20 protein-coding genes are annotated in these 20,940 nt (G+C 66.0%); 11 read left to right on the top strand and 9 right to left on the bottom strand.

Annotation, left to right across the window (positions count from 1 at the left end):
• The first annotated feature begins 42 nt into the window (after positions 1 to 42).
• Positions 43 to 666 (top strand): TetR/AcrR family transcriptional regulator, encoded by a 624-nt coding sequence (locus ACLIIZ_RS09405; RefSeq protein ID WP_416691841.1) that lies wholly within the window; start codon positions 43 to 45, stop codon positions 664 to 666.
• 6 nt (positions 667 to 672) lie between these two features.
• On the opposite strand, the gene ppx is transcribed toward ACLIIZ_RS09405, so the two are convergent.
• From ppx to ACLIIZ_RS09385, 4 genes are all read right to left on the bottom strand, one after another.
• Positions 673 to 2,160, bottom strand: coding sequence for an exopolyphosphatase (ppx, locus tag ACLIIZ_RS09400; protein WP_416691840.1), 1,488 nt, complete (start codon positions 2,158 to 2,160; stop codon positions 673 to 675).
• Between the two features lie 115 nt (positions 2,161 to 2,275).
• A complete protein-coding gene (locus ACLIIZ_RS09395) occupies positions 2,276 to 4,168 on the bottom strand; it encodes a propionate--CoA ligase (RefSeq protein WP_416691839.1) in 1,893 nt (630 codons plus the stop codon).
• A gap of 50 nt (positions 4,169 to 4,218) precedes the next feature.
• The gene (locus ACLIIZ_RS09390) at positions 4,219 to 5,334 is read right to left on the bottom strand and encodes a GGDEF domain-containing response regulator (protein ID WP_416691838.1); all 1,116 of its coding nucleotides are present in this window, start codon (positions 5,332 to 5,334) and stop codon (positions 4,219 to 4,221) included.
• Between the two features lies 1 nt (position 5,335).
• Positions 5,336 to 6,331 (bottom strand): oxidoreductase, encoded by a 996-nt coding sequence (locus ACLIIZ_RS09385; RefSeq protein WP_416691837.1) that lies wholly within the window; start codon positions 6,329 to 6,331, stop codon positions 5,336 to 5,338.
• A 236-nt stretch (positions 6,332 to 6,567) separates the two neighbouring features.
• On the opposite strand from ACLIIZ_RS09385, the gene ACLIIZ_RS09380 reads away from it, so the two are divergent.
• From ACLIIZ_RS09380 to ACLIIZ_RS09370, 3 genes are all read left to right on the top strand, one after another.
• Entirely contained in the window at positions 6,568 to 6,975 is a 408-nt protein-coding gene (locus ACLIIZ_RS09380; protein ID WP_416691836.1) for a C40 family peptidase, read from the top strand.
• Positions 6,976 to 7,087: 112 nt separating this feature from the next.
• The gene (locus ACLIIZ_RS09375; protein ID WP_416691835.1) at positions 7,088 to 8,104 is read left to right on the top strand and encodes a Fe(3+) ABC transporter substrate-binding protein; all 1,017 of its coding nucleotides are present in this window, start codon (positions 7,088 to 7,090) and stop codon (positions 8,102 to 8,104) included.
• Positions 8,105 to 8,176: 72 nt separating this feature from the next.
• Positions 8,177 to 8,803, top strand: a complete 627-nt coding sequence (locus ACLIIZ_RS09370; RefSeq protein WP_416691834.1) for an ankyrin repeat domain-containing protein — start codon at positions 8,177 to 8,179, stop codon at positions 8,801 to 8,803.
• Positions 8,804 to 8,806: 3 nt separating this feature from the next.
• On the opposite strand, the gene ACLIIZ_RS09365 is transcribed toward ACLIIZ_RS09370, so the two are convergent.
• Positions 8,807 to 10,381, bottom strand: a complete 1,575-nt coding sequence (locus ACLIIZ_RS09365; RefSeq protein ID WP_416691944.1) for an ABC transporter permease — start codon at positions 10,379 to 10,381, stop codon at positions 8,807 to 8,809.
• 105 nt (positions 10,382 to 10,486) lie between these two features.
• On the opposite strand from ACLIIZ_RS09365, the gene ACLIIZ_RS09360 reads away from it, so the two are divergent.
• The 7 genes from ACLIIZ_RS09360 to ACLIIZ_RS09330 all read left to right on the top strand — a co-directional run bounded on the left by ACLIIZ_RS09360 (position 10,487) and on the right by ACLIIZ_RS09330 (position 16,378).
• A complete protein-coding gene (locus tag ACLIIZ_RS09360; protein WP_416691833.1) occupies positions 10,487 to 11,614 on the top strand; it encodes an ABC transporter ATP-binding protein in 1,128 nt (375 codons plus the stop codon).
• Positions 11,615 to 11,619: 5 nt separating this feature from the next.
• Complete coding sequence (gene aat / locus ACLIIZ_RS09355; protein ID WP_416691832.1) at positions 11,620 to 12,321, top strand: leucyl/phenylalanyl-tRNA--protein transferase; 702 nt, start codon at positions 11,620 to 11,622, stop codon at positions 12,319 to 12,321.
• Positions 12,322 to 12,326: 5 nt separating this feature from the next.
• Positions 12,327 to 13,058, top strand: coding sequence for an arginyltransferase (locus ACLIIZ_RS09350; RefSeq protein WP_416691831.1), 732 nt, complete (start codon positions 12,327 to 12,329; stop codon positions 13,056 to 13,058).
• A gap of 66 nt (positions 13,059 to 13,124) precedes the next feature.
• Entirely contained in the window at positions 13,125 to 14,417 is a 1,293-nt protein-coding gene (locus tag ACLIIZ_RS09345; protein WP_416691830.1) for an EAL and HDOD domain-containing protein, read from the top strand.
• A 42-nt stretch (positions 14,418 to 14,459) separates the two neighbouring features.
• Positions 14,460 to 15,053, top strand: a complete 594-nt coding sequence (locus tag ACLIIZ_RS09340) for a LemA family protein (protein WP_416691829.1) — start codon at positions 14,460 to 14,462, stop codon at positions 15,051 to 15,053.
• 1 nt (position 15,054) lies between these two features.
• Positions 15,055 to 15,879 carry a TPM domain-containing protein gene (locus tag ACLIIZ_RS09335; RefSeq protein ID WP_416691828.1) on the top strand — a complete coding sequence of 275 codons (825 nt, stop codon included), beginning with the start codon at positions 15,055 to 15,057 and terminating at the stop codon, positions 15,877 to 15,879.
• Position 15,880: 1 nt separating this feature from the next.
• Positions 15,881 to 16,378 carry a TPM domain-containing protein gene (locus ACLIIZ_RS09330; protein ID WP_416691827.1) on the top strand — a complete coding sequence of 166 codons (498 nt, stop codon included), beginning with the start codon at positions 15,881 to 15,883 and terminating at the stop codon, positions 16,376 to 16,378.
• Between the two features lies 1 nt (position 16,379).
• Here ACLIIZ_RS09330 and ACLIIZ_RS09325 read toward each other — a convergent pair whose 3' ends face one another.
• The 4 genes from ACLIIZ_RS09325 to ACLIIZ_RS09310 are packed head-to-tail and all read right to left on the bottom strand — an operon-like array spanning position 16,380 to position 20,915.
• Complete coding sequence (locus ACLIIZ_RS09325) at positions 16,380 to 17,600, bottom strand: ABC transporter permease (protein ID WP_416691826.1); 1,221 nt, start codon at positions 17,598 to 17,600, stop codon at positions 16,380 to 16,382.
• Positions 17,597 to 18,295 carry an ABC transporter ATP-binding protein gene (locus tag ACLIIZ_RS09320; protein WP_416691825.1) on the bottom strand — a complete coding sequence of 233 codons (699 nt, stop codon included), beginning with the start codon at positions 18,293 to 18,295 and terminating at the stop codon, positions 17,597 to 17,599. The genes ACLIIZ_RS09325 and ACLIIZ_RS09320 overlap by 4 nt, the downstream gene beginning before the upstream one ends.
• Positions 18,295 to 19,527: an efflux RND transporter periplasmic adaptor subunit gene (locus tag ACLIIZ_RS09315; RefSeq protein ID WP_416691824.1), complete on the bottom strand. Its 1,233-nt coding sequence runs from the start codon at positions 19,525 to 19,527 to the stop codon at positions 18,295 to 18,297. Before ACLIIZ_RS09315 ends, ACLIIZ_RS09320 begins: the two co-directional genes overlap by 1 nt.
• A complete protein-coding gene (locus tag ACLIIZ_RS09310; RefSeq protein WP_416691823.1) occupies positions 19,524 to 20,915 on the bottom strand; it encodes a TolC family protein in 1,392 nt (463 codons plus the stop codon). Before ACLIIZ_RS09310 ends, ACLIIZ_RS09315 begins: the two co-directional genes overlap by 4 nt.
• Between the last annotated feature and the right edge of the window lie 25 nt (positions 20,916 to 20,940).

The following is a 20,940-nucleotide window of genomic DNA, read 5'->3' as shown; positions in this document are numbered from 1 at the left end:
CAATCCCCATACTGTGTCGTATGGAAAAGCATACGGTAGCGTATGGAAAATCAAGCTGTCAAGCCCCCGATCAAGAGCCAAGGTCTTCGTGCCAGTCGCAAGGCGGTTAGCGGCCGCACCCAACTCGACCCGGAACGCTGGATCGATGTCGCCACCGACGTCCTCGCCAAGGAGGGCATCGCCGGTTTGCGGGTGGAGGTCCTGGCAAAACGCTGCGGTGTCACCAAGGGGAGTTTCTACTGGCACTTCAGGGATCGTCAAGCGCTGCTCGACGCCGTGCTTGAACGCTGGCGCGAAGGACGAATCCGCGACATCGAGAAGACCACGGCCGTGCAAGCCGGGCAGGAACTGGAACAGCTCCATTACGCGATCGAACTGTACGGCGCCAACCGCAATCAAAAGGGGATGTCGATCGAACTCGCCGTGCGCGACTGGGCCCGTCACGACAGCCGCGCCGCAGCCGTCGTCGAGGCTGTCGACCTGTACCGGCTGGAATGTACCCGCCGCCTGTTTGTTGCCTCAGGAATGACGGAAGCCAGCGCCAAAAGCCGCAGCCTGCTGCTCTACGCCTGCGTCTTCGGCCTGTCCTTGATGCATTACGACCACTTCGACGCCGACCCGGCCGACCTCAAGCGACGCATCGCCCAGCACATCGTCGCCGGCTGAGCCGTTTCAGTCGAGCGCACGCACCACACACTCACGGCCGATCTGCTTCCAGATCAGCGACTCTTCCGCCAGCGCCGCCGCGGTCCAGGGATTTTTCGCCAGCCATTTGTCAGGCAGAGACAGCATGAAACCGCGCTCGGTACTTGCCACCCGCCAGGCCGGTAGCTGTCGATCATCGCGGGTACGATGCAGCGCGACCGCCAGCCGCAGGCAGAAGATCAGGCGCCAGACCCCATCCGCAGCCGGCACCTCGGCCAGTTTCTCCAGCTTGCCGCGATGCCCGAGCACCAGCAGCGCCAGTCGCGCCTGGTCTTTCTTGGAAAAACCCGGCATGTCGGCATAAGTCAGGATATAGGCACCGTGCTTGTGATAGGCGTTGTGCGCCACGGAGATGCCGATCTCGTGCAAGCGGCAGGCCCAGGACAGGTACTGGATGTCAGCCTCCCCGGGCGCGCCGCCGGATAGCTGGGTCAATGCCGACAGCGCGACCGCCTCGACCCGCTCCACCTGGTCGCGCTCGACCTGGTAACGTTTGCGGAAGTGGGCGACGGTCGCATCGCGCATGTCGTGCTGATGGAAACGCCCTAGCAGGTCGTAGAGGACGCCAAGACGCAGGGCACCGTCGGCATAGGTCATGCAGTCGATGTCGAGTTCCTCGAAAATCGCCGCCATGATCGCGATTCCACCGGGCAGGACCGGCATCCGGTCGCCCTTGACCCCTTTCAGGTCGAGATTTTCGGCAGAACCCGCCTTGACCAGCAGGGCGCACAAACGCTCCAGACCTTCCCGGGTGATCCCGCCGACGTTACCGGGGTTCAATTCGTTCATTTCCAGGATGTCGGCGATCGCCCGCGCCGATCCGGAAGAACCGACCGCCTCCTTCCAGCCCAGTTTCTGGAAATCGTGAGCAATCAGTTCGATTTCCTTGGCCGCCGCCGCCTGCGCCTCGCGCAAGCGCCGCTTGTCGATGCGTCCGCCGGGGAAATACTTGAGCGTGAAGCTGACGCAGCCCATGTACAGCGATTCCATGAGTTGCGGATCGTGACGCTTGCCGATGATGAATTCGGTCGAACCGCCCCCGATGTCGACGACCAGACGCTTGTAATTGGCGCTGGGCAACGAATGCGAGGCACCGATGTAAATCAGGCGGGCTTCCTCGCGACCGGCAATGACCTCGATCGGAAAACCCAGGGCCTCCTCTGCATGAGGCAGGAATTCGCCGACATTCTTGGCCACCCGCAGGGTGTTGGTGGCCACGGCGCGCACCGCGCCGCGGTCGAGACCGCGCAGGCGTTCGCCGAAACGGCGCAAGGCGCTCAGCGCGCGCTCCTGCGAAGGCGCATCGAGCAGCTTGTCTTCAGTCAACCCGGAGGCCAGACGCACCGGCTCCTTGAGCGAGTCCAGCGGGTAAATCTGGTCGTCGACCACGCGCCCGACCTGCAACCGGAAGCTGTTCGATCCGAGATCGACGGCCGCCACAGTTTCGTAAATCATTCGATGGAATCTGTCCGTTCTGTCAGGCGGCGATTTTAGCACCCGATATCGGCACGGATTCTTACAAAAAAAACCGCCGGCAACTGCCGGCGGTTTTCGGGAAGGCCATTGGCGATCAGCCAGCCAGCAGCTTCTTGATGTTTTCCAGCGTCGACGGGTCCTCGATCGTCGTCAGATCGCCCGGGTCGCGGCCTTCGGCCAGCGCTTGCAGCGAACGGCGCAGCATCTTGCCGGAGCGGGTCTTGGGCAGACCGACGACGAAGTGCACGCGGGCCGGCCGGGCAATGGCGCCGAGAATGCCGTCGACGGTGGCGAAGACTTCCTTCTCCAGCGCCTTGACCAGTTCCGGGGTAGCGATCTTGGACGCGTCCTTGACCACGGCGAAGGCCATCGGCATCTGCCCCTTCAGCTTGTCCTCGACACCGACCACGGCAACTTCGGCGATGGCGGCGTGGTTCTGGATCGCTTCCTCGATTTCGCGGGTGCCCAGGCGGTGACCGGCGACGTTGATGACGTCGTCGGTACGACCGAGGATGGTGAAGTAACCGTCGTCATCCTTGATCGCCCAGTCGTAGGAAGAATAGACCAGCGGATCCTTGAACAGCGTGAAGTAGGTCGACACGAAACGGTCGTCCTGGCCCCAGACGGTGGACAGGCAGCCGGGCGGCAGCGGCGGGATCACCGCAGCGATGCCCTTCTCGTTGGCGCCGCACTCGGAACCGTCCTCGCGGAAGATCTTGAGGTTGTAGCCGTAGACCGGGAAGGACGGCGAACCGAACTTGATCGGCGTCTTCTCGACACCGTGCAGCGCGGCCAGCATCGGCCAACCGGTTTCGGTCTGCCAGTAGTTGTCGATGACCGGCTTCTGCAGTTCGTTCTGGAACCACTCGTGGGTCGGCTGGTCGAGCGGCTCGCCGGCCATGAAGATGTGCTTCAGCGACGACAGGTCGTACTTGTGCATGTACGCCGGGTCCTGCTTCTTCAGGACGCGGGCGGCGGTCGGCGCCGAGAACATCACGTTGACCTTGTACTTCTCGACGATCTGCCACCAGATGCCCGGATCGGGGCGCAGCGGCGTGCCTTCGTACATGATCGTCGCCATGCCGGCGATCAGCGGACCGTAGATGATGTAGGAGTGGCCGACCACCCAGCCGATGTCGGAAGTGGAGAAGTAGGTTTCGCCTTCGCCGCCGCAGTAGATGTGCTTCATCGACGAGGCCAGCGCCACGGCGTAGCCGCCGGTGTCGCGCTGCACGCCCTTCGGCTTGCCGGTGGTACCGGAGGTGTAGAGGATGTACGAGGGCTCGGACGATTCCAGCCATTCGCATTCGACTCGGGCATTCATCAGTTGCTCGCGCAGCGCCGCATAATCGACGTCGCGGCCGGCAACCTTGTTGAAGCCCTTGTCGAGGCCACGGTCGACCATCAGTACCTTGGTCGGCTTGTGCTCGGCGATCTCGATCGCCTCATCGAGCAGGTGCTTGTAGGGAACCGCCTTGCCGCCGCGCATGCCGGCGTCGGAAGAAACGATCAGGGTCGGCTTGGCGTCGTCGATGCGGGTGGCCAGCGAACCGGAAGCAAAACCGCCGAAAACCACCGAGTGGATGGCACCGATGCGGGCCGCCGCGAACATCGCGAACGCCGCCTGCGGGATCATCGGCATGTAGATCAGGACGCGGTCGCCCTTCTTGACGCCGAGGCTCAGGTAGATCGCCGCCATGCGCTCGACCTCGGCCTGCAGCTCGGCGAAGGAATAGATCTTCTCTTCGTCGGTTTCGGTCGAGATGTAGATCAGCGCGTTGTCGTTCGGACGCTTCGCCGCATGACGGTCGATCGCGTTGTGGCAGAGATTGGTCTTGCCACCAACGAACCACTTGGCAAACGGCGGCCGCGAGAAATCGCAGACCTGGGTAAACGGTTCCTTCCAGTCGATGAGCTGGGCCTGTTCGGTCCAGAATGCATCCGGATTCTCAATCGAATACTGGTGAAACTCCTTGTAAGTCGTCATAAAGCTCCCTCTAGCTAGCTAATGGTTCCTGCACAAAATAAAAGAACGGATTATTGGTTTTTACTGTTCCGTTCGCCCAGATAACGCTCGATCTCCCCAATGGGGAGCGTCAAGTCGAGTTCCTTGTCGATCAGCACGAGCATCGGCAGCAACTGCCCGAGCAAGGCATCAAGATGCGGCACCACCGGCGCCGGCCGGTTGGCACGCAGCAATTCCAGCGCGTGCGGCAGGGAAATCGGCCGCGTCGCCGGCAACACGCCACCGGCCTCGACCCGGTTGCCGCCGGCCGCCATCGCCTGCTGCATGCGCTGCGTCGCCAGTTCCAGCAAGGCGCCAGCGGAACTCACGACATCCACCGGCACGCTTGCCAGACCGATGCTGACGGTCAGCGCCAGCGCCTCGCCGTGTACCGAGAGGCGCGCCACCTCCACTGCCTGGCGGACCCGCTCGGCAAAACAGGCGCAGAAATTGGCCGCCGTTCCGGGCGAGACAACCGCAAACTGTCCAGCCGCCACGTGGCCAAGGCTATCCTCCTGACGGACCTTGCCGGCCAGCATCCGGGCAAAGCGATTGCCAACTTCTTCGGCCATTTCCGGGCCCAGTTTTTCGCACAGCCGGTCGTACCCGTCGAAGCCGAGCACCATCATGCTGACGTCCATGCCATGCCGCGCCGAATGCGACAGCGCCTGGGCCACCTGCAACTCCAGGTAGCGGCGGGTGAACAGGCCGGTCGCCGGATTCTGGACCATCTGCTCGCGACCACTGTCCAGACTTTCCTGGGCCTGCTGCAGGGCCAGCAGGTTGCCCAAGCGGGCCAGCACCTCGCTGGCGCCGCTGCTCTTGGTCAGAAAATCGGAAGCCCCCAGGCCGCGCGCCTTGCCTCTTTCTTCCTCGGTTTCCTCACCGGTCACCAGGATGCAGGGCATCTGCTGCAAGCGCCGCAGGCGCGACGAGCGCAAACGCTCCAGCAACTGGTAGCCGTTCATCTTCGGCATCTGGATGTCCGAGACCACCGCCCGGATTGACTGGTCGAGGACCAGCGTCTGCCAGGCGGCCTCGCCGTCGGCCTCCTCCCGCACCTCGTAATGATCGCGCATGTGCTGGGCCAGCGAGGTCCGCACCACTTTCGAATCATCGACGATGAGAATGCGCGGCAGGGTAGCCATCTCAGCCCCCGGCCAGTTCGACGACGACCCGCCCCTTGGCCTTGCCTGCAATGTATTGCTCGAAAGTCTCCGGCAACTGGGAAAAACTGATCGTCCGCGCCATGTCCAGCAGGTGCGGCGGGCGCAGATCGCTGGCCAAACGCTGCCAGACGCCATGCCGATAGGGCTCGCGAATGTAGCCCGAATCAATGCCGAGCAGCGAAACCCCGCGCAGGATGAATGGCGCCACCGAGGTATTCAGCTTCATGCTGGCAGCCAGGCCGATGCTGGCGATGGTGCCGCCCTGCTCCATCGTGCTGGCGATCCAGGCCAGCACGTCGCCGCCCAGATTGTCCACGGCGCCCGCCCAGCGCGCCCGATCGAGCGGCCGGATCTTGCTCAGATCGAGGCTCTGGCGCAGCATCACTTCCGCCGCGCCGAGGCTGCGCAGGTAGTCTGCTTCGCTTTCCTTGCCGGTCAGCGCCACAACGTGATAGCCGCGCTGCGCCAGCATGTCGATGGCCAGACTGCCGACTCCGCCGGTCGCGCCGGTAACGATCACCGGCCCCTTGGCCGGCGTCAGACCGTTTTCTTCCATCCGGACCACGCCCAGCGCCGCAGTGAAACCCGCCGTGCCCAGCACCATCGCCTCGTAAAGCGACATTCCGGCAGGCAGCGGCACCACCCAATCGGCCGGCACCCTGGCCATTTCGGCGTAACCGCCGTGATGTGCAACGCCGATGTCGAAACTGGTCGCAATGACCGGGTCTCCGGGCTTGAATCTGGCATCATCGCTGGCGACGACAGTTCCGGAAAGATCAATGCCACCGACACAGGGAAAGCGCCGGATGATCTTGCCGGCACCGGTAGCGGCCAGCGCATCCTTGAAATTGACGCTTGAATAGGCGACCCGGATCAGGACTTCGCCAGCATCGAGGTCAGCAACCGTCATATCGACGAAGCGATTGGCGACCTTGCCTTCGCTCTCTTCAATCAACAATGCCTTGAACGAATCCACGGTGACCTGCCTCCTCACGCCTAGGGGTTGGGATTGTATTCATAATTACGGATTATGAACATAGTTTCATTTCCACTCGCCAGCAGCTTCGATGGGCTTTACAGAGCGGCAGATTTCAAATAGATTACGCGCCCATGTATCGACAAATCACATCCCTTCTGCTTGGCTCCGCACTTCTCCTGACCGGCGTCTGCCCGGTTGGCGCGGCCGAAGCGACGCGTTCGCCGGAAACTCCGATGTCCTTCGTCGAACGTTACACCAACGTCACTCAGGATGTCATCCTGGAAGGCCTCAAGCTGGTTGGCGTGCGCTACAAGATGGGCGGCAACAGCGTCGAGAATGGCCTGGACTGCAGCAGTTTCGTCCAGATGGTGTTCAAGGAAAGCATCGGTGCCTACCTGCCGCGCACCGCGCGCGAACAAAGCCAGGTTGGCGAACAGATCGACGCCAGCCAGTTGCAGCCCGGTGATCTCGTCTTCTTCAACACCATGCGCCGCACCTTCTCGCACGTCGGCATCTACCTCGGCGACAATCACTTCATGCATGCACCGCGCGCAGGCTCGGAAGTCCGGGTCGAGAACATGAACAACAGCTACTGGCAAAGTCGCTTCAACGGCGCCAGAAGGATCATCGAAGCCCGCTGATCGAAATTACGGCCGTTCGGCCGTTTTTTTTCACCCACAGTTGGTAATGTTTCTCATTAATAATTTTTGCCGTAGAATAGAAAATGCCCCATCCGCAAAACTGGAGAAACCAATGAAGTTGAAAGTCTCGCTCGCCGCCTTGTCCATTGCCGCCGCCCTGCAACCGGCGCTGGCCGAGGAAAAAGTGCTCAATCTGTACTCGGCCCGTCACTACCAGACCGACGAAGCGCTGTACGCCGATTTCACCAAGCAGACTGGCATCAAGATCAACCGGATCGAAGGCAAGGAGGACGAGCTGCTCGAACGCATACGCAACGAAGGCGCCAACAGCCCAGCCGACGTCCTGCTGACCGTCGACGCCTCACGCTTGGCCAAGGCGCGGGAAATGGGACTGTTCGCGCCGCTTAGCTCGCCGATTCTGGAAAAACGCATCCCGGCCCACCTCCGCACCGCCGAATGGGCAGCCTTTTCCACCCGTGCCCGCGTCATCGTCTATAACAAGGCGAAAGTCTCCGCGGCCGATGTGCAGAACTACAGCGACCTCGCCAACCCGAAACTGAAGGGAAAATTCTGCTCGCGTTCTGGCTCGCACCCCTACAACCTGTCTCTGCTCGCCTCGGTGATCGCGCATGACGGCGAGGCCAGGGCCGAAGAACTGGCGCGTGGCATGGTCGCCAACTTCGCCCGCGCTCCGAAAGGCGGTGATACGGACCAGATCAAGGCGGTCGCCGCCGGCGAATGCGGCGTCGCCATTTCCAACAGCTACTACGTCGCCCGCCTGATGCGTTCGAACAAGGCCGCTGACCAGAAAGTCATGGAACAGGTCGGGATCGTCTGGCCCAATCAGGCGACGACCGGCACCCACATCAACGTTTCCGGCGGCGGCATCCTGAAACATGCGCCGAACAAGGCTGCGGCGCTGAAGTTCCTGGAATACCTGGCATCGGATTCGGCGCAACGCTATTTTGCCGACGGCAACAACGAATGGCCCGTCGTCGCATCGGTCAAGCTTGCCAACCCTGCGCTGGACAAGCTCGGCAAATTCAAGGCCGACACGCTGCCAGTCAATAGCCTGGCAATGTACCAGGTCAAGGCGCAGATGATTTTCGACCGGGTCGGCTTCAAGTAAATCAGGCGCTCTTCCCTCTCGCCAAAGCGGCTGGCATCCCCTAGAATCCCCCGCAGCACAGGAGAAAGAGACATGGGATCCAACCGCCTTGGTGCCGCAAATTCATTGATCGAGGCGATCCGAGCCAACAGTCTGCACCGGGTCGCCTCTGCGCTTGATGACAATGCTGACATCGAAACACCGGATATCCACGGCTATCGTGGACTGCCGTTGCGTACCGCCTGTTTCATCGGCAATGTGCCGATCGTTCGCGAACTGATACGCCGCGGCGCCGATCTCGATGCACCCACCGCGGACGGTACCGGTGCTCCCTTGCGTCTGGCGATGCGGGCCGGACATACGGAAATCGCCGCCCTGCTGCTCGCCAACAACGCCCAGATTCCTTTCGACCTGGATATCCCGCCGTCCATCTTCGAACGCGCCAAGGAACTCTCCTCCGGAGACAAACCGGTTCTGGACATGCCCATGCTCGAATTCGACCAAGCGCCAAGCAAACCGGCAACGCCACCGGAAACACGGCACGACAGCATGGTCAGGTTCATTACCTCGCAACCCAAGGACGCTATCGAACAGGTCGATCTGAAGGGGGTCTATGGCGTGGACACCAACGTTCTGGCCTTGGACTTCGAGCGCTCGGGCGGCGCCTGGGAAAAGACCGACCCGACGCCGCCTGCCTCGATCGACGACAAGCCAAAGTAAGTCTCAGCGACGACGGCTTGCCGCAATCTGGCGCGAGAGCAGGATCAGCGGCAGGATGCCGACGGCGACGATGGCCAGCGACGCGGTAGACGCTTCCGCCAGCCGCTCGTCTGAAGCCAGGGTATAGGCCTGCGTCGCCAGCGTATCGAAATTGAACGGGCGCATCACCAGCGTTGCCGGCAATTCCTTCATCACATCGACGAAAACCAGCAAGCCTGCGGTCAGCAGACTGCCGCGCAACAGCGGCGCATGCACCCGGCGCAGGCTTGCTCCCTGACCGAGCCCGAGACTGCGGGCGGCGTCGTCCATGCTGGAAGTGATCTTGCCCAGCCCGGACTCCACGGTATGCAGCGCCACCGCCAGGAAACGCACGAGATAGGCGTAGACCAGGGCGGCGATGCCGCCGGTCAGCAGCAGACCCGGGTTGTTGCCGAACCAGCTTTCCCACTGGCCGGCCAGCCATTGATCGAGCCGCGTCACCGGAATCAGCACGCCAACGGCGATCACCGCCCCCGGCACCGCATAGCCGAGACCGACCAGGCGATTCAACCCGGCCGCCAGCCCGCCCTTCGCCAGCCGCGCCCCATACGCCAGCAGCAACGCCAGCAGGACACCAAGCAATGCGGTCGTCCCGGCCAGCACGAAGCTGTTGCGTGAGAGAAGCAGGAAGCGCTCGCCAAACTGTGCGTCGCCTTCGGTCAGAGCCATCTTCAACAGCAAGCCGGCAGGTAGCAGGAAGCCGACCAGCAACGGCAACAGGCACACGGCGGAGGCCAGCCACGCCCGGATACCGCTCAGACGCCTGCCGGCCAGCGGACGATTACGCCCGGTCGTATCGTGATAGCGGGCACGCCCGCGCGACACCCGCTCGACCATCAGCAGCAGCAGCACGAAACCGAGCAGCATCGCCGCCAGCTGGGCCGCCGCAACGCGGTCGCCGAGCGAGAACCAGGCGCGATAGATGCCGGTCGTGAAGGTATTCACCGCGAAATAGGCCACCGTTCCATAGTCGGCCAATGTTTCCATCAGGGCCAGTGCGATACCGGCGGCAATCGCCGGCCGGGCGAGCGGCAGCGACACCGAAAAGAAGGCGCGCCACGGCCCCATGCCCAAGGTCCGCGCCGCCTCAAGCATGCCGCTCGCCCGCTCGAGGAAGGCGCTGCGCGCCAGCAGATAGACGTAAGGATAGAGAACGCTGACGAACATCAGCACCGCGCCGGGTAAGGTACGAATGTCGGGGAACCAGTAATCGCCGTGTTCCCAGCCGAAAGTCTCGCGCAGAGCGGTCTGCACCGGACCGACGAACTGCAGGAAGTCGGTATAGACATACGCCATCACGTAAGCCGGGACTGCCAGCGGCAAAACCATCGCCCATTCGAAGACGCGCCGCCCGGGAAAATCGTGCATCGCCGTCAGCCAGGCGGTCGTCACGCCGACCACGGCAACCCCGACCGCAACCCCCAGACACAACCACAACGAATTGGCGATGTACTCGCTCAGCACCGTCTGCGCCAGATGGGCCCAGATTGCGCTGGTCCCGCCGACGAACAGGTTGAGACCGACGCTGCTTACCGGCATGGCGGCAAGCGCTGCGACGACGAGACCGACGATGAGGAGCGGCGACAACCGCGGGAAGAGGAAGCTTGAGCGCGAGTTCATGAATGCGAATTATAATCGAGCACCATGGCACAGCTCGAATTAACCCACATTCTTCAGCGCTACGGCACACACCTGGTGGTCGACGGTGTCGGTTTCCGTCTCGAAACCGGCAGCATCGCCTGTCTGCTCGGCCCCTCGGGCTGCGGCAAGACGACCTTGCTGCGCTGCATCGCCGGCTTCGAAGAAATCGTCGGCGGCGAAATCCGCATCCACGATCAGGTCGTCAGCCGTCCGGGACTGCACATCGCCCCGGAAAAACGCCGGATCGGCATGGTTTTTCAGGATTACGCACTGTTCCCCCACCTCAGCATCGGTGAAAACATCGCCTTCGGCCTTGATCGGCGCCGTGACGAAGCGGCCAGCCTGCGCGTGCGCCAGATGCTGGCCACCGTCGGCCTGGCCGGCCTCGGCGACAAATACCCGCACGAACTTTCCGGTGGCCAGCAACAACGCGTCGCCCTGGCCCGGGCGCTGGCGCCGCGTCCGGAACTGATCCTGCTCGACGAACCCTTCTCCAACCTCGACGTTGGCCTGCGCGAGCGTCTCTCGTTCGAAGTCCGGGAAATCCTCAAGCGCGAGGGCTCGACCGCGATTATGGTCACCCACGACCAGAACGAAGCCTTCGCCATCGCCGATGAGATCGGCGTCATGTACCACGGCCGCATCCAGCAATGGGATACGCCGTACAACCTCTACCACCGCCCGGCCAACCGCTTCGTCGCCGACTTCATCGGCCAGGGCGTGCTGCTACCCGGCGTCGTCGGCGACGGCAACAGCGTGCGCATGGAACTGGGCACGCTGCGTTCCGACACTCCGGTCGAATGCCACGAAAGCTGCGCCCACTGCGAGGACGGCTGCCGGGTCGACGTCCTGCTGCGCCCCGACGACGTGGTCCACGACGATGCCAGCCCGGTCCGTGCCGAAGTCCTGCACAAGGCTTTCCGCGGCGCCGAAATCCTGTACACCCTGCGCCTGGCCAGCGGCAGCGAGGTGCTGTCGCTGGTTCCTTCGCACCACAATCACGCGCTCGGCGAACAGATCGGCATCCGCCTCGACGCCGACCACGTCATCGCCTTCAAGAAACACGAAGCCTGCGGCGACGATCCCGCCTGCGAACGCCGCCTCGAACAGCAGGCGGCGGCGCCGGCCTGACCCGGATGGTCCCCTACCTCGGCCCGCAGACGCCTTTTCCGCCGGTCGCCACGGCCAGTGCCGAAATGGGCGGGCTGCTCGCCGTTGGCGGCGGACTCTCGCCGACACGGCTGCTCGACGCCTATCGGCGCGGCATCTTTCCCTGGGGCACGGTCGAGGGTCACCCGCTGTGGTACAGCCCCGACCCGCGCATGGTGATGTTCCCGGAGGAATTCCGCCTGTCGCGCTCGCTGCGCCGGCTGCTGCGCGGCGGGCCGCTGCGGGTCAGTTTCGATGGCGATTTCCGCGGCGTCATCGCCGGCTGCGCCGCCACTCCGCGCCCCGACCAGGACGGCACCTGGATCAGCGCCGAGATGATGGCCGCCTATGTCCACCTGCATGAACTCGGCTGGGCGCATTCGGTCGAAACCTGGGAAGACGGCAAGCTGGTCGGCGGACTCTACGGCCTGGCCATCGGCCGCATGTTCTACGGCGAGTCGATGTTTTCCCGCCGTGACAACGCCTCGAAATTTGCCTTTGCCCACCTGATCCGCCACCTCCGTGCTCATGACTTCGGTATGATCGACTGCCAGATGTACACGCCCCATCTCGCTTCGCTGGGAGCCCGCGAAATCCCGCGCGCCGACTTCCTGTCCCGTCTCGCCGACCTGGTTGGCGGAGAGGTCGGCAGCCGCTGGACGGCGGCCAACCTGGCAAGCGTTGGATGACCGCCATGTCCCAGCCCGACGACGCCGACCTGCCCTTCTCGCTGCTCCAGTTCTACGCCACTTCGCGCTATCCCTGCAGCTACCTGCCGGATCGCGAGGCGCGCTCGCAGGTGGCGACGCCGGCCCACCTGATCGACAGCCAGATCTACGGCGTGCTGATCCGCACCGGTTTCCGGCGCAGCGGCCTGTTCACCTACCGGCCGCACTGCGACTGCTGCCGCGCCTGCGTCCCGGTCCGCCTGCCGGTCGCCGAACTGCGCCCGACGCGCAGCCAGCGCCGCGCCTGGAAGCAGCATGCCGGGCTGCAGGTGCGCGAACTGCCGCTGCGTTTCGTGGCCGAGCATTTCGACCTCTACTGCCGCTACCAGGACAGCCGCCACCCGGGCGGCGGCATGGACGAGGACAGCCGCGAACAGTACGCCCAGTTCCTGCTGCAAAGCCACGTCGACAGCCGCCTGATCGAATTCTCGGACAACGGCAAGGTCCGCATGGTCAGCGTCATCGACGTCCTCGACGACGGCCTGTCGTCGGTCTACACCTTCTTCGACCCCGACGTCCCCGGCGCCAGCTACGGCACCTTCAACATCCTCTGGCAGGCCCGGCAGACCCAGGCACTCGGCCTGCCCTACCTGTATCTCGGCTACTGGATCGCGGAAAGCCGCAAGATGGCCTACAAGACGCGCTTCCAACCGATCGAGGGCTACCGCGACGGCAACTGGGTGCGCCTGCCGGCGTAAGGGCAAGGCTGCCGGCATTCCCGAAAGCCGCGCTCTGGCCTATGATGCCAGGCAGATCAACCCACCTTGTCCATCCCCTTGTTCAAGAAACTCTTCGCTCGTCTGAGCAGCCCGCCGCCGGCCAAAGCCAGCGCCCCCAAGGTCGAGGCAACGCCCCCGGCAGCGGCGGCGCCGCGCCTCCTTTTCGCCTGGCAGGAACTGATCGGCGCCGACCGCCGGATCGCCGGCTACCGGCTGCTGCCGCGCGCCCTCGACGGCGATGCGGCAATCAGCGGCGCTCAGTTGAGCGCCGGCCTGGCACACGAAAACGTCCGCCCGGCCGCCGCACAGCGCCCGCTGCTGATCCCCCTGAGCGCTGCCCAATGGGCCGACGCCGACTTCACGCCGCTGCTCGCCGCGCACAGCCACCTGCTGATCACCGACCTTGCCGCCTGCGCCGACCCGCGCGCCCTGATCGATGCCATCCACGTCGCCGGCGGCCGGGTCGCCGCCTACCTGCCCTGGCAGGTGGACGCCCAGGCCGAACTGCCGGTCGACCTGTTCCTGCTCGAATTCCACGAAGTGCCGCTGGCCGCACTCGAACAGCGGCTGCAGGCGCTCGCCCGGCGGCGCCCCGGGGTCGGGTTGCTCGCCGACGGCATCGAATCCTGGGACGAATTCCGGCTCTGCCAGCGCCTCGGCATCACCTACTGCAGCGGCGGCTTCACCGCCAGCCGGGATCAGGCGGCGAGCGCCGAGCGAATCAGCGAAAGCCGGCTGGTGGTCATCGACATGCTCAACCAGATCCGCGCCGACGCGCCGCTGAAGGCGATCGCCGCCACCGCCATGCGCGACCCGGCGGTGGTCGTCAAGCTGCTGGAAATGGCCAACTCGCCGCTCTACGGCCTGCCGCGCAAGGTGGCCGGGATCGAGGAGGCGATCACCCTGCTCGGCCGCGACGCGCTGTACCGCTGGCTGTCGCTGGCGATGTTCCGGATGGACGGCGACAACGGCCGCGACGGCACCCTGCTCATGCTGGCCATGGGCCGCGCTGCGCTGCTTGCCGGCCTCGCCCGCGACAGCGGCCAGGCCGCCGACGAAGCCTTCCTGGTCGGCCTGCTGTCGCTGATCGACTGCCTGCTCGAACGGCCGCTGAGCGAAATCCTCGCCCGCATCCAGTTGCCGGAAGCGGTCGCCGCCGCGCTGCTGCGCAACGAAGGGCCGCACGCGCCGCCGCTGCAACTGGCGATCATGCTCGAACGCTGCCAGCTCGACCAGGCGGTGATCCTCGCCGGCGCCCTGCAGATCCCAACGGCCCGGCTGGTCGCCTGCTACCGCGAGGCGCTGAGCTGGGCCACCGCCCAGGTCGGCGACGCGTGAACGCCGCCCCAACCTTTCACTGAAGCCCCCAGGAGTTCCCCCATGCGCCTGCGCATCCTTGCCCTGCTCGCCCTCATCACTGCCCTGCTCTCCGGCTGCGGCTACAACCAGATCCAGATCAACGACGAAGGCGTCAATGCCGCCTGGTCGGAAGTGCTCAACCAGTACAAGCGGCGCGCCGACCTGGTGCCCAACCTGGTCGCCACCGTCCAGGGCTACGCCGCCCACGAGAAGGAAGTGCTGACCCGCGTCACCGAGGCCCGCGCCGCCGTCGGCGGGATCAAGGCGACGCCGGAGCTGATCAACGACGAAGCCGCCTTTGCCAAGTTCCAGCAGGTCCAGGCCGAGATGAGCAGCGCCCTGGCCCGCCTGCTGGTGGTCGCCGAAAACTATCCGCAACTCAAGGCCGACGCCAATTTCCGCGACCTACAGGCGCAGCTCGAAGGCACCGAGAACCGCGTCACCGTCGCCCGCAACCGCTACATCGACGCGGTGCGCGTCTACAACGTCTCGGTGCGCACCTTCCCGAACAACCTGACGGCGATGGCCATGGGCTGGAAGCCGAAGGCCAACTTCAGCGTCGACAACGAGAAGGCGATTGCCGACGCGCCGACCGTCAAGTTCGACAACAAGTAAATTGTCGCTGCGCCGCTGGCTCCTCGCCTGCCTGTTCGCGCTGCTGCCGCTCGCCGGCTGGAGCGCCGGGCCGCTCGCGCTACCGGCGCTGAGCGGACGCGTCGTCGACACGACGGCGACCTTGAACGCGGCCGAACGCGGCGCGCTGAACGAACGCCTGGCCCACCTGGAAAGCGACAAGGGCGCCCAGGTCGTCGTCCTGATCGTGCCGACGACGCAGCCGGAAAGCATCGAACAGTACGGCATCCGCCTCGCCGAAGCCTGGAAAATCGGCCGCCGCGGCGTCAACGACGGCGTCATCGTCATCGTCGCCCGCGACGACCGGACGATGCGCATCGAGGTCGGTTACGGGCTGGAAGGGGCAATTCCCGATGCCATCGCCCGCCGCATCATCGACGAACAGATGGCGCCGCGTTTCCGCCAGGGCGATTTCGCCGGCGGCCTCAACGCCGCGGTCGATACGCTGGGCCGCCTGATCGGCGGCGAAGCGCTGCCGCCGCCAGCCGCCAAACCAGGCGACAAGGGCAGCAGTTTCGACAGCGACACCCTGCTCTTCGTCGCCATCTTCCTGGCCAGCATCGCCCGCGCCATCTTCGGTCTGCTCGGTTCGCTGGCGGTTTCGCTGCTCGCCGGCTGGCTGGCCTGGCTGTCTTTCGGCTCGCTCGGCGCCTGCCTGATCGCCATCGTCGTCACCTTTTTCGCCTCCTTCCTGCGTTCCGGTCGCGGTGGCGGCAACTGGCGCGGCGGCGGTGGTTTTTCCGGCGGCGGCGGCTTCTCGGGCGGTGGCGGCAGTTTCGGTGGCGGCGGCGCCTCGGGGAGGTGGTGAAATGCGACTCCGGCATGTCCTGCGTCATCTGAGCGCACCGTCCTGGCTGCTCCGGCGCGCCCTCGGTCCGGCCGAACTCGACGCGCTGACGGCGAGCATCGCCGCTTCCGAACGGCGGCATCGCGGCGAAATCTGCGTCGCCGTCGACAGCACCCTGCCCTGGTCGGCGCTACGCCGCGACCTCGACAGCCGGCAGCGCGCCGAAGCACTGTTCCAGCAGTACGGCGTCGATCAGACGCGCGAGGCGACCGGCATCCTGATCTACGTCCAATTGCTCGACCGCCGCCTGGAAATCCTCGCCGACCGCGGCATCGCCGCCTGCGTCGCGCAGGCCGAATGGGATGCCATCTGCCGCGCCGTGGCAACCGAGTTCGCCGCCGGCCGCTACGCCAACGGCCTGCACCTCGCCGTCGACCGGGCGACGGCGCTGCTCGCGCAGCACTTCCCGGCCGGCGACGACAACCCGGACGAACTCGCCAACCGGCCGCGCGTACGCTGAATTACTGGTAGCGCAAGGCTTCGATCGGATCGAGTCGGGCCGCCTTGCGTGCCGGATACCAGCCGAAGAAGATGCCGACCCCGGCCGCCACCGCGAAGGCGAGCAGGGCGGCGCTGCCGGAAATGACGACGACCATGCCGGTCAAGGCGTTGATCGCCAGCGCGATGCCGACGCCGAGCAGCAGGCCGAGCAGGCAGCCGGCGAAGGAAATCATCACCGATTCGAGCAGGAACTGGCTGAGAATGTCCTTGCGCCGGGCGCCGATCGCCATCCGGATGCCTATCTCGCGCGTCCGCTCGGTCACCGAGACGAGCATGATGTTCATGATGCCGATGCCGCCGACGAGCAACGAGATCGAGGCGATCGCCCCGAGCAGGACCGACATCGTCCGTGTCGTCGCCGCTTCCGACTCGGCCGCCGCCGACAGGTTGCGCATGAAGAAGTCGTCGGGCATGTCGTCGCGCAGGCGGTGGCGCTGGCGCAGCAGCGCGGTCGTCGCGTCCATCACCCGTTCCATGTTGTCGGCCGAGTCGGCCTGCACCATGATCATCCGCACCGAGCCCAGGAAGGGCGTGCCGAAGACCTTGCGCTGGGCGGTGCTGAGCGGAATGATCACGCTGTCGTCCTGATCGCGGCCGTCGAGGTTCTGGCCCTTGGCGCCGAGCACGCCGACGACGACGAAGGGGCTCTGCTGGATGCGCAGCGTCTTGCCGACCGGGTCCTCGTCGCCGAACAGGTTTTCGGCGACGGTCTTGCCGATCAGCGCCACCCGCGTCGCCGAGCGCACGTCGGAATCGCCGAAGGCGCCGCCATTGACGACGCTCCAGGCGCGCGCGTCGAGGTAGGAGGGCGTGGTGCCGATCACCTGGCTGCTCCAGTTCTGCGCGCCATAGACCAGTTGCCGCGTTCCCTGGTGGGTCGGCGCGACGTTGACGACGCCGTCGAGTTCGGCGATCGCCTCGGCGTCGGCGACGCTCAGCGTCGGCCCGCCGCCGCTGCCGCTGCGCACGCCGGAGGTGGTGAAGGAGCCGGAAAGGACGATGAACAGGTTGGCGCCCATCGTGCTGATCGTCTGCTGCACCGCGTACTGCGCGCCCTGGCCGATGGCCAGCATGATCACCACGGCGCCGACGCCGATCACCATGCCGAGCATGGTCAGCGCCGTGCGCAGGCGGTTGGCGCCCATCGCCAGCCAGGCTTCGCCGAGCATCGGATGGATCATGCGCCGGCTCCGGTGAGGTGGTCGCTGACGATGCGGCCGTCGAGGAAGCGCACCTGGCGCTTGGCGTGCGCCGCGATGTCGGGTTCGTGGGTGACCAGGACGATGGTGATGCCGTCGCCGTTGAGTTCGCCGAACAGGCGCATGATTTCCTCGCTGGTGTGGCTGTCGAGGTTGCCGGTCGGCTCGTCGGCGAGGATCAGCCGCGGCGCGTTGACCAGCGCCCGGGCGATCGCCACCCGCTGCTGCTGGCCGCCGGAAATCCGGTTGGGCAGCGACTCGGCGTACTTGCCGAGACCGACCCGTTCGAGCAGGGCGCGCGCCCGCGCCCGCCGCGTTGCCTTGTCGACGCCGGCATAGACCAGCGGCAGCGCGACGTTGTCCTGCAGGCTCATGCGCGGCAGCAGGTTGAAACCCTGGAAGACGAAACCGAGCGTCCGGTTGCGCAGGACGGCAAGCGCGTCCTTGTCCAGCGTCGCGACGTTCTCGCCGGCCAGGTAATACTCGCCGAGGCTCGGCGTATCGAGGCAGCCGAGCAGGTTCATGAAGGTCGATTTGCCGGAACCGGACGGTCCCATGATCGCGATGTACTCGCCCGCTGCAATCGCCAGGTCGACGCCGCGCAGCGCCGGAAACTCGCCGGCGGCGGTCGGGTAGGACTTGCCCAGGCCGAGCACCCGGATGACGTCGCCGGCCATCAGAACATCCGCATGCCGACCGACGACGGCGACTTGCCGCCGCCCCCGTTCTCCCCGACGACCACCTGCGCCCCTTCGGCGAGTTCGCCGCCCAGCACCTCGGTGTTGCGGCTGTCGGTGATGCCGAGCTGGACCGCCACCGGCTGCAGCTTGCCGTCGGCCAGCACGTAGACCGTCGCCTGCTGGCCGTCGCGCTTGCGTCCCTTGGCGTTGCCGGACTTGGCACCGCCGCCGTCGGCCCCGGCGCCCATGCCCGGCGCCATGCCGGCCGGTGGCCGGCCGCCTTCCGCCTTGGCGGGAGCGGCCTCCGCCGGCTTGAAGCGCAGTGCCGCGTTGGGCACCAGCAGGGCATCCTTGCGCTGCTGGACGCCGATCGTCACGTAGGCGGTCATCCCCGGCAACAGGATCTGGTCGGGGTTGGCGACGGAAATGCGCACGTTGTAGGTGACGACGTTCTGCTGCGTCGTCGGGTTGAGGCGGATCTGCTGGACGACGCCCTCGAACTTGCGGTCGGGGAAAGCATCGACCGTGAAGCGCGCCTTCTGCCCCTCGCGGATGGCGCCGATGTCGGCTTCGGCGAAGCTGGTATCGATGCGCATCTCCGACAGGTCCTTGGCGATCTTGATCAGCGTCGGCGTCTGGAAGCTGGCCGCCACCGTCTGGCCGAGGTCGACGACGCGGTCGATGACGACGCCGTCGACCGGCGAGCGGATCGTCGTGAACCCCAGGTTGGCCCGGTCGCGCGCGTTCTGCGCCTGGCTCAGGGCCAGCTGGGCGCGCGCCGCCTTGAGCGCCTGTGCCGCCTGGTCGTATTCCTGCTTCGAGACGTACTCCTCGGCGAGCAGCGCCTTCATCCGCGCCTCGTTGGCCGTCGCCAGTTCCAATGTCGCCTGCGCGCTGCTGACGCTGGCCGCGCTCTGCCGCTCGCTCGCCGAGACCAGCGCGTCGTCGAGTTCGAGCAGCGGCTGGCCGGCGGTGACCTTGTCGTTGAAATCGACGTAGAGCTTCTTCACCGTGCCCGAGACCTGGGTACCGACGCTGATCAGTACCACCGGGTTCAGCGTGCCGTTGGCCGACACCGTCTGGGTGACGTCGCCGCGACCGATCTCTGCCGTCCGGTAGCGCTGTTCCGGCGTCTGGCCGGCGCCGCCGGCGAAATACCAGTAAGCACCGCCTCCGAGCGCGGCGATCAGCAGCGCGCCGAACAACAGCCGGCCTGTCTTCCTGTTCATCGTTTTTCCTCCGCCGCCCGCAGCAGCGTGTCGTCGAGCGCCCCCATGGCCAGGGCCAGGGTGGCGCGGTAAATGTTCCAGTCGAGTTCGGCACGGATGCGCTGGACCCGGGCGTCGGCCAGCGCGCTCTGGGCGTTGAGCAGGTCGAGCAGGTTGCCGACGCCGGCGCGGTAGCGGCCGCGCGCGACGCGGTCGGCCTGTTCGGCGCTGGCCAGCAGGTCGCGGGTCGTCTGCAATGTCTCGGTCGCCGTCGCCAGATTCTGGTAGGCCTGCCAGACGTCGAGCGAGACCTGGTTGCGCAGGCGGTCGCGCTGGGCGGCGCGCGCTTCCTGCTGCGCCTCGGCGGCGCGCACGCGGTAGGTGGTATCGAAGCCGGAAAACAGCGGCACGTTCAGGGTCAGGCCGATGCTGCCGCCGTGCGTCGTCGTCCCCGCCAGCCGCTGCCAGTCCGGCCCGGCCGACAGGCCGAGCGTCGGCCGCCCCTGGGCACGGGCGGCGTCGACCGCGGCGGCGGCGGCGCGCACCTGCGCTTCGGCCGCCTTGAGGTCGGGGCGACGCTCGACGGCACGAGCGATCAGCGCCTCGACCTCGTCGCGGAAGGCGGTGGTTTCGCCGATTTCGGCCGGCGGCGCCAGTTGCAGCGGCGTCTGCGCCGGGAAGCCCAGCGCGTTGGCCAGCCCGCCCAGCGCCTTGCGTGCTTCGCCAGCCGCCCGCTGCCGGGCCAGCCGTGCCTGCGACAGCGCGGTCTGCGCCTGCAGGCGATCGGCCGGTGTGGCGACGCCGACCTTGTAGCGCAGTTCGGCGGCTTCCAGGCTGGCGCGGGCGGCGGTTTCGCTGTCCAGCGTCGCCTGCACCGCCGCCTGCGCCGCCTGGGCGCCGTAATAGCCCTGCAGGGCGGCAAGGAACAGCGCCTGCACGCTGGCATCGCGGGTCGCCAGCGCGACTTCCAGCAACTGGCTGGCGTTTTCCTCGGCGGCGCTGCGCCGGCCGGCGTCGAACAGCAGCCAGGAGAAATCGAGCGCCGCGCTGCTCGACGTGAAGCGGCTGTCTTCGTTGAAGTTGCGCGCGGTCGAAGCGCGAGCATCGAGCGTCGGCAGCCAGGCCGCCCGGGCGACCCCGAGCTGCGCCGCCTGCGCCCGCGCGTTGGCCCACAGTTCGCGGGTCTGCGGGTGACGGCAGAGCGCGAGATCGACGGCGTCCTGCGCTGTCAGCGGCGCCTCCGGCAAGCTGTCGGCGCAGGGCACGGCGCCGACGCGGGCGGCCAGCGCCGACGCCTGACGCAGGGGCAGCAAGGCGTCGGTGGCCAGCGGATCGGCCAGGTCGACCGCTGCCGCCGCCTGGGCGGTCAAAACGAGTAAAACCGGGAAAATTCTGGTCAGGGCACGCATGGCCGACAGTTTAGCCGGGGCGGCG

It is taken from the genome of Azonexus caeni (genome assembly GCF_048146105.1).
Classification (GTDB): domain Bacteria; phylum Pseudomonadota; class Gammaproteobacteria; order Burkholderiales; family Rhodocyclaceae; genus Azonexus; species Azonexus aromaticus_B.
This window is presented reverse-complemented; position numbering and strand designations above follow the sequence as displayed.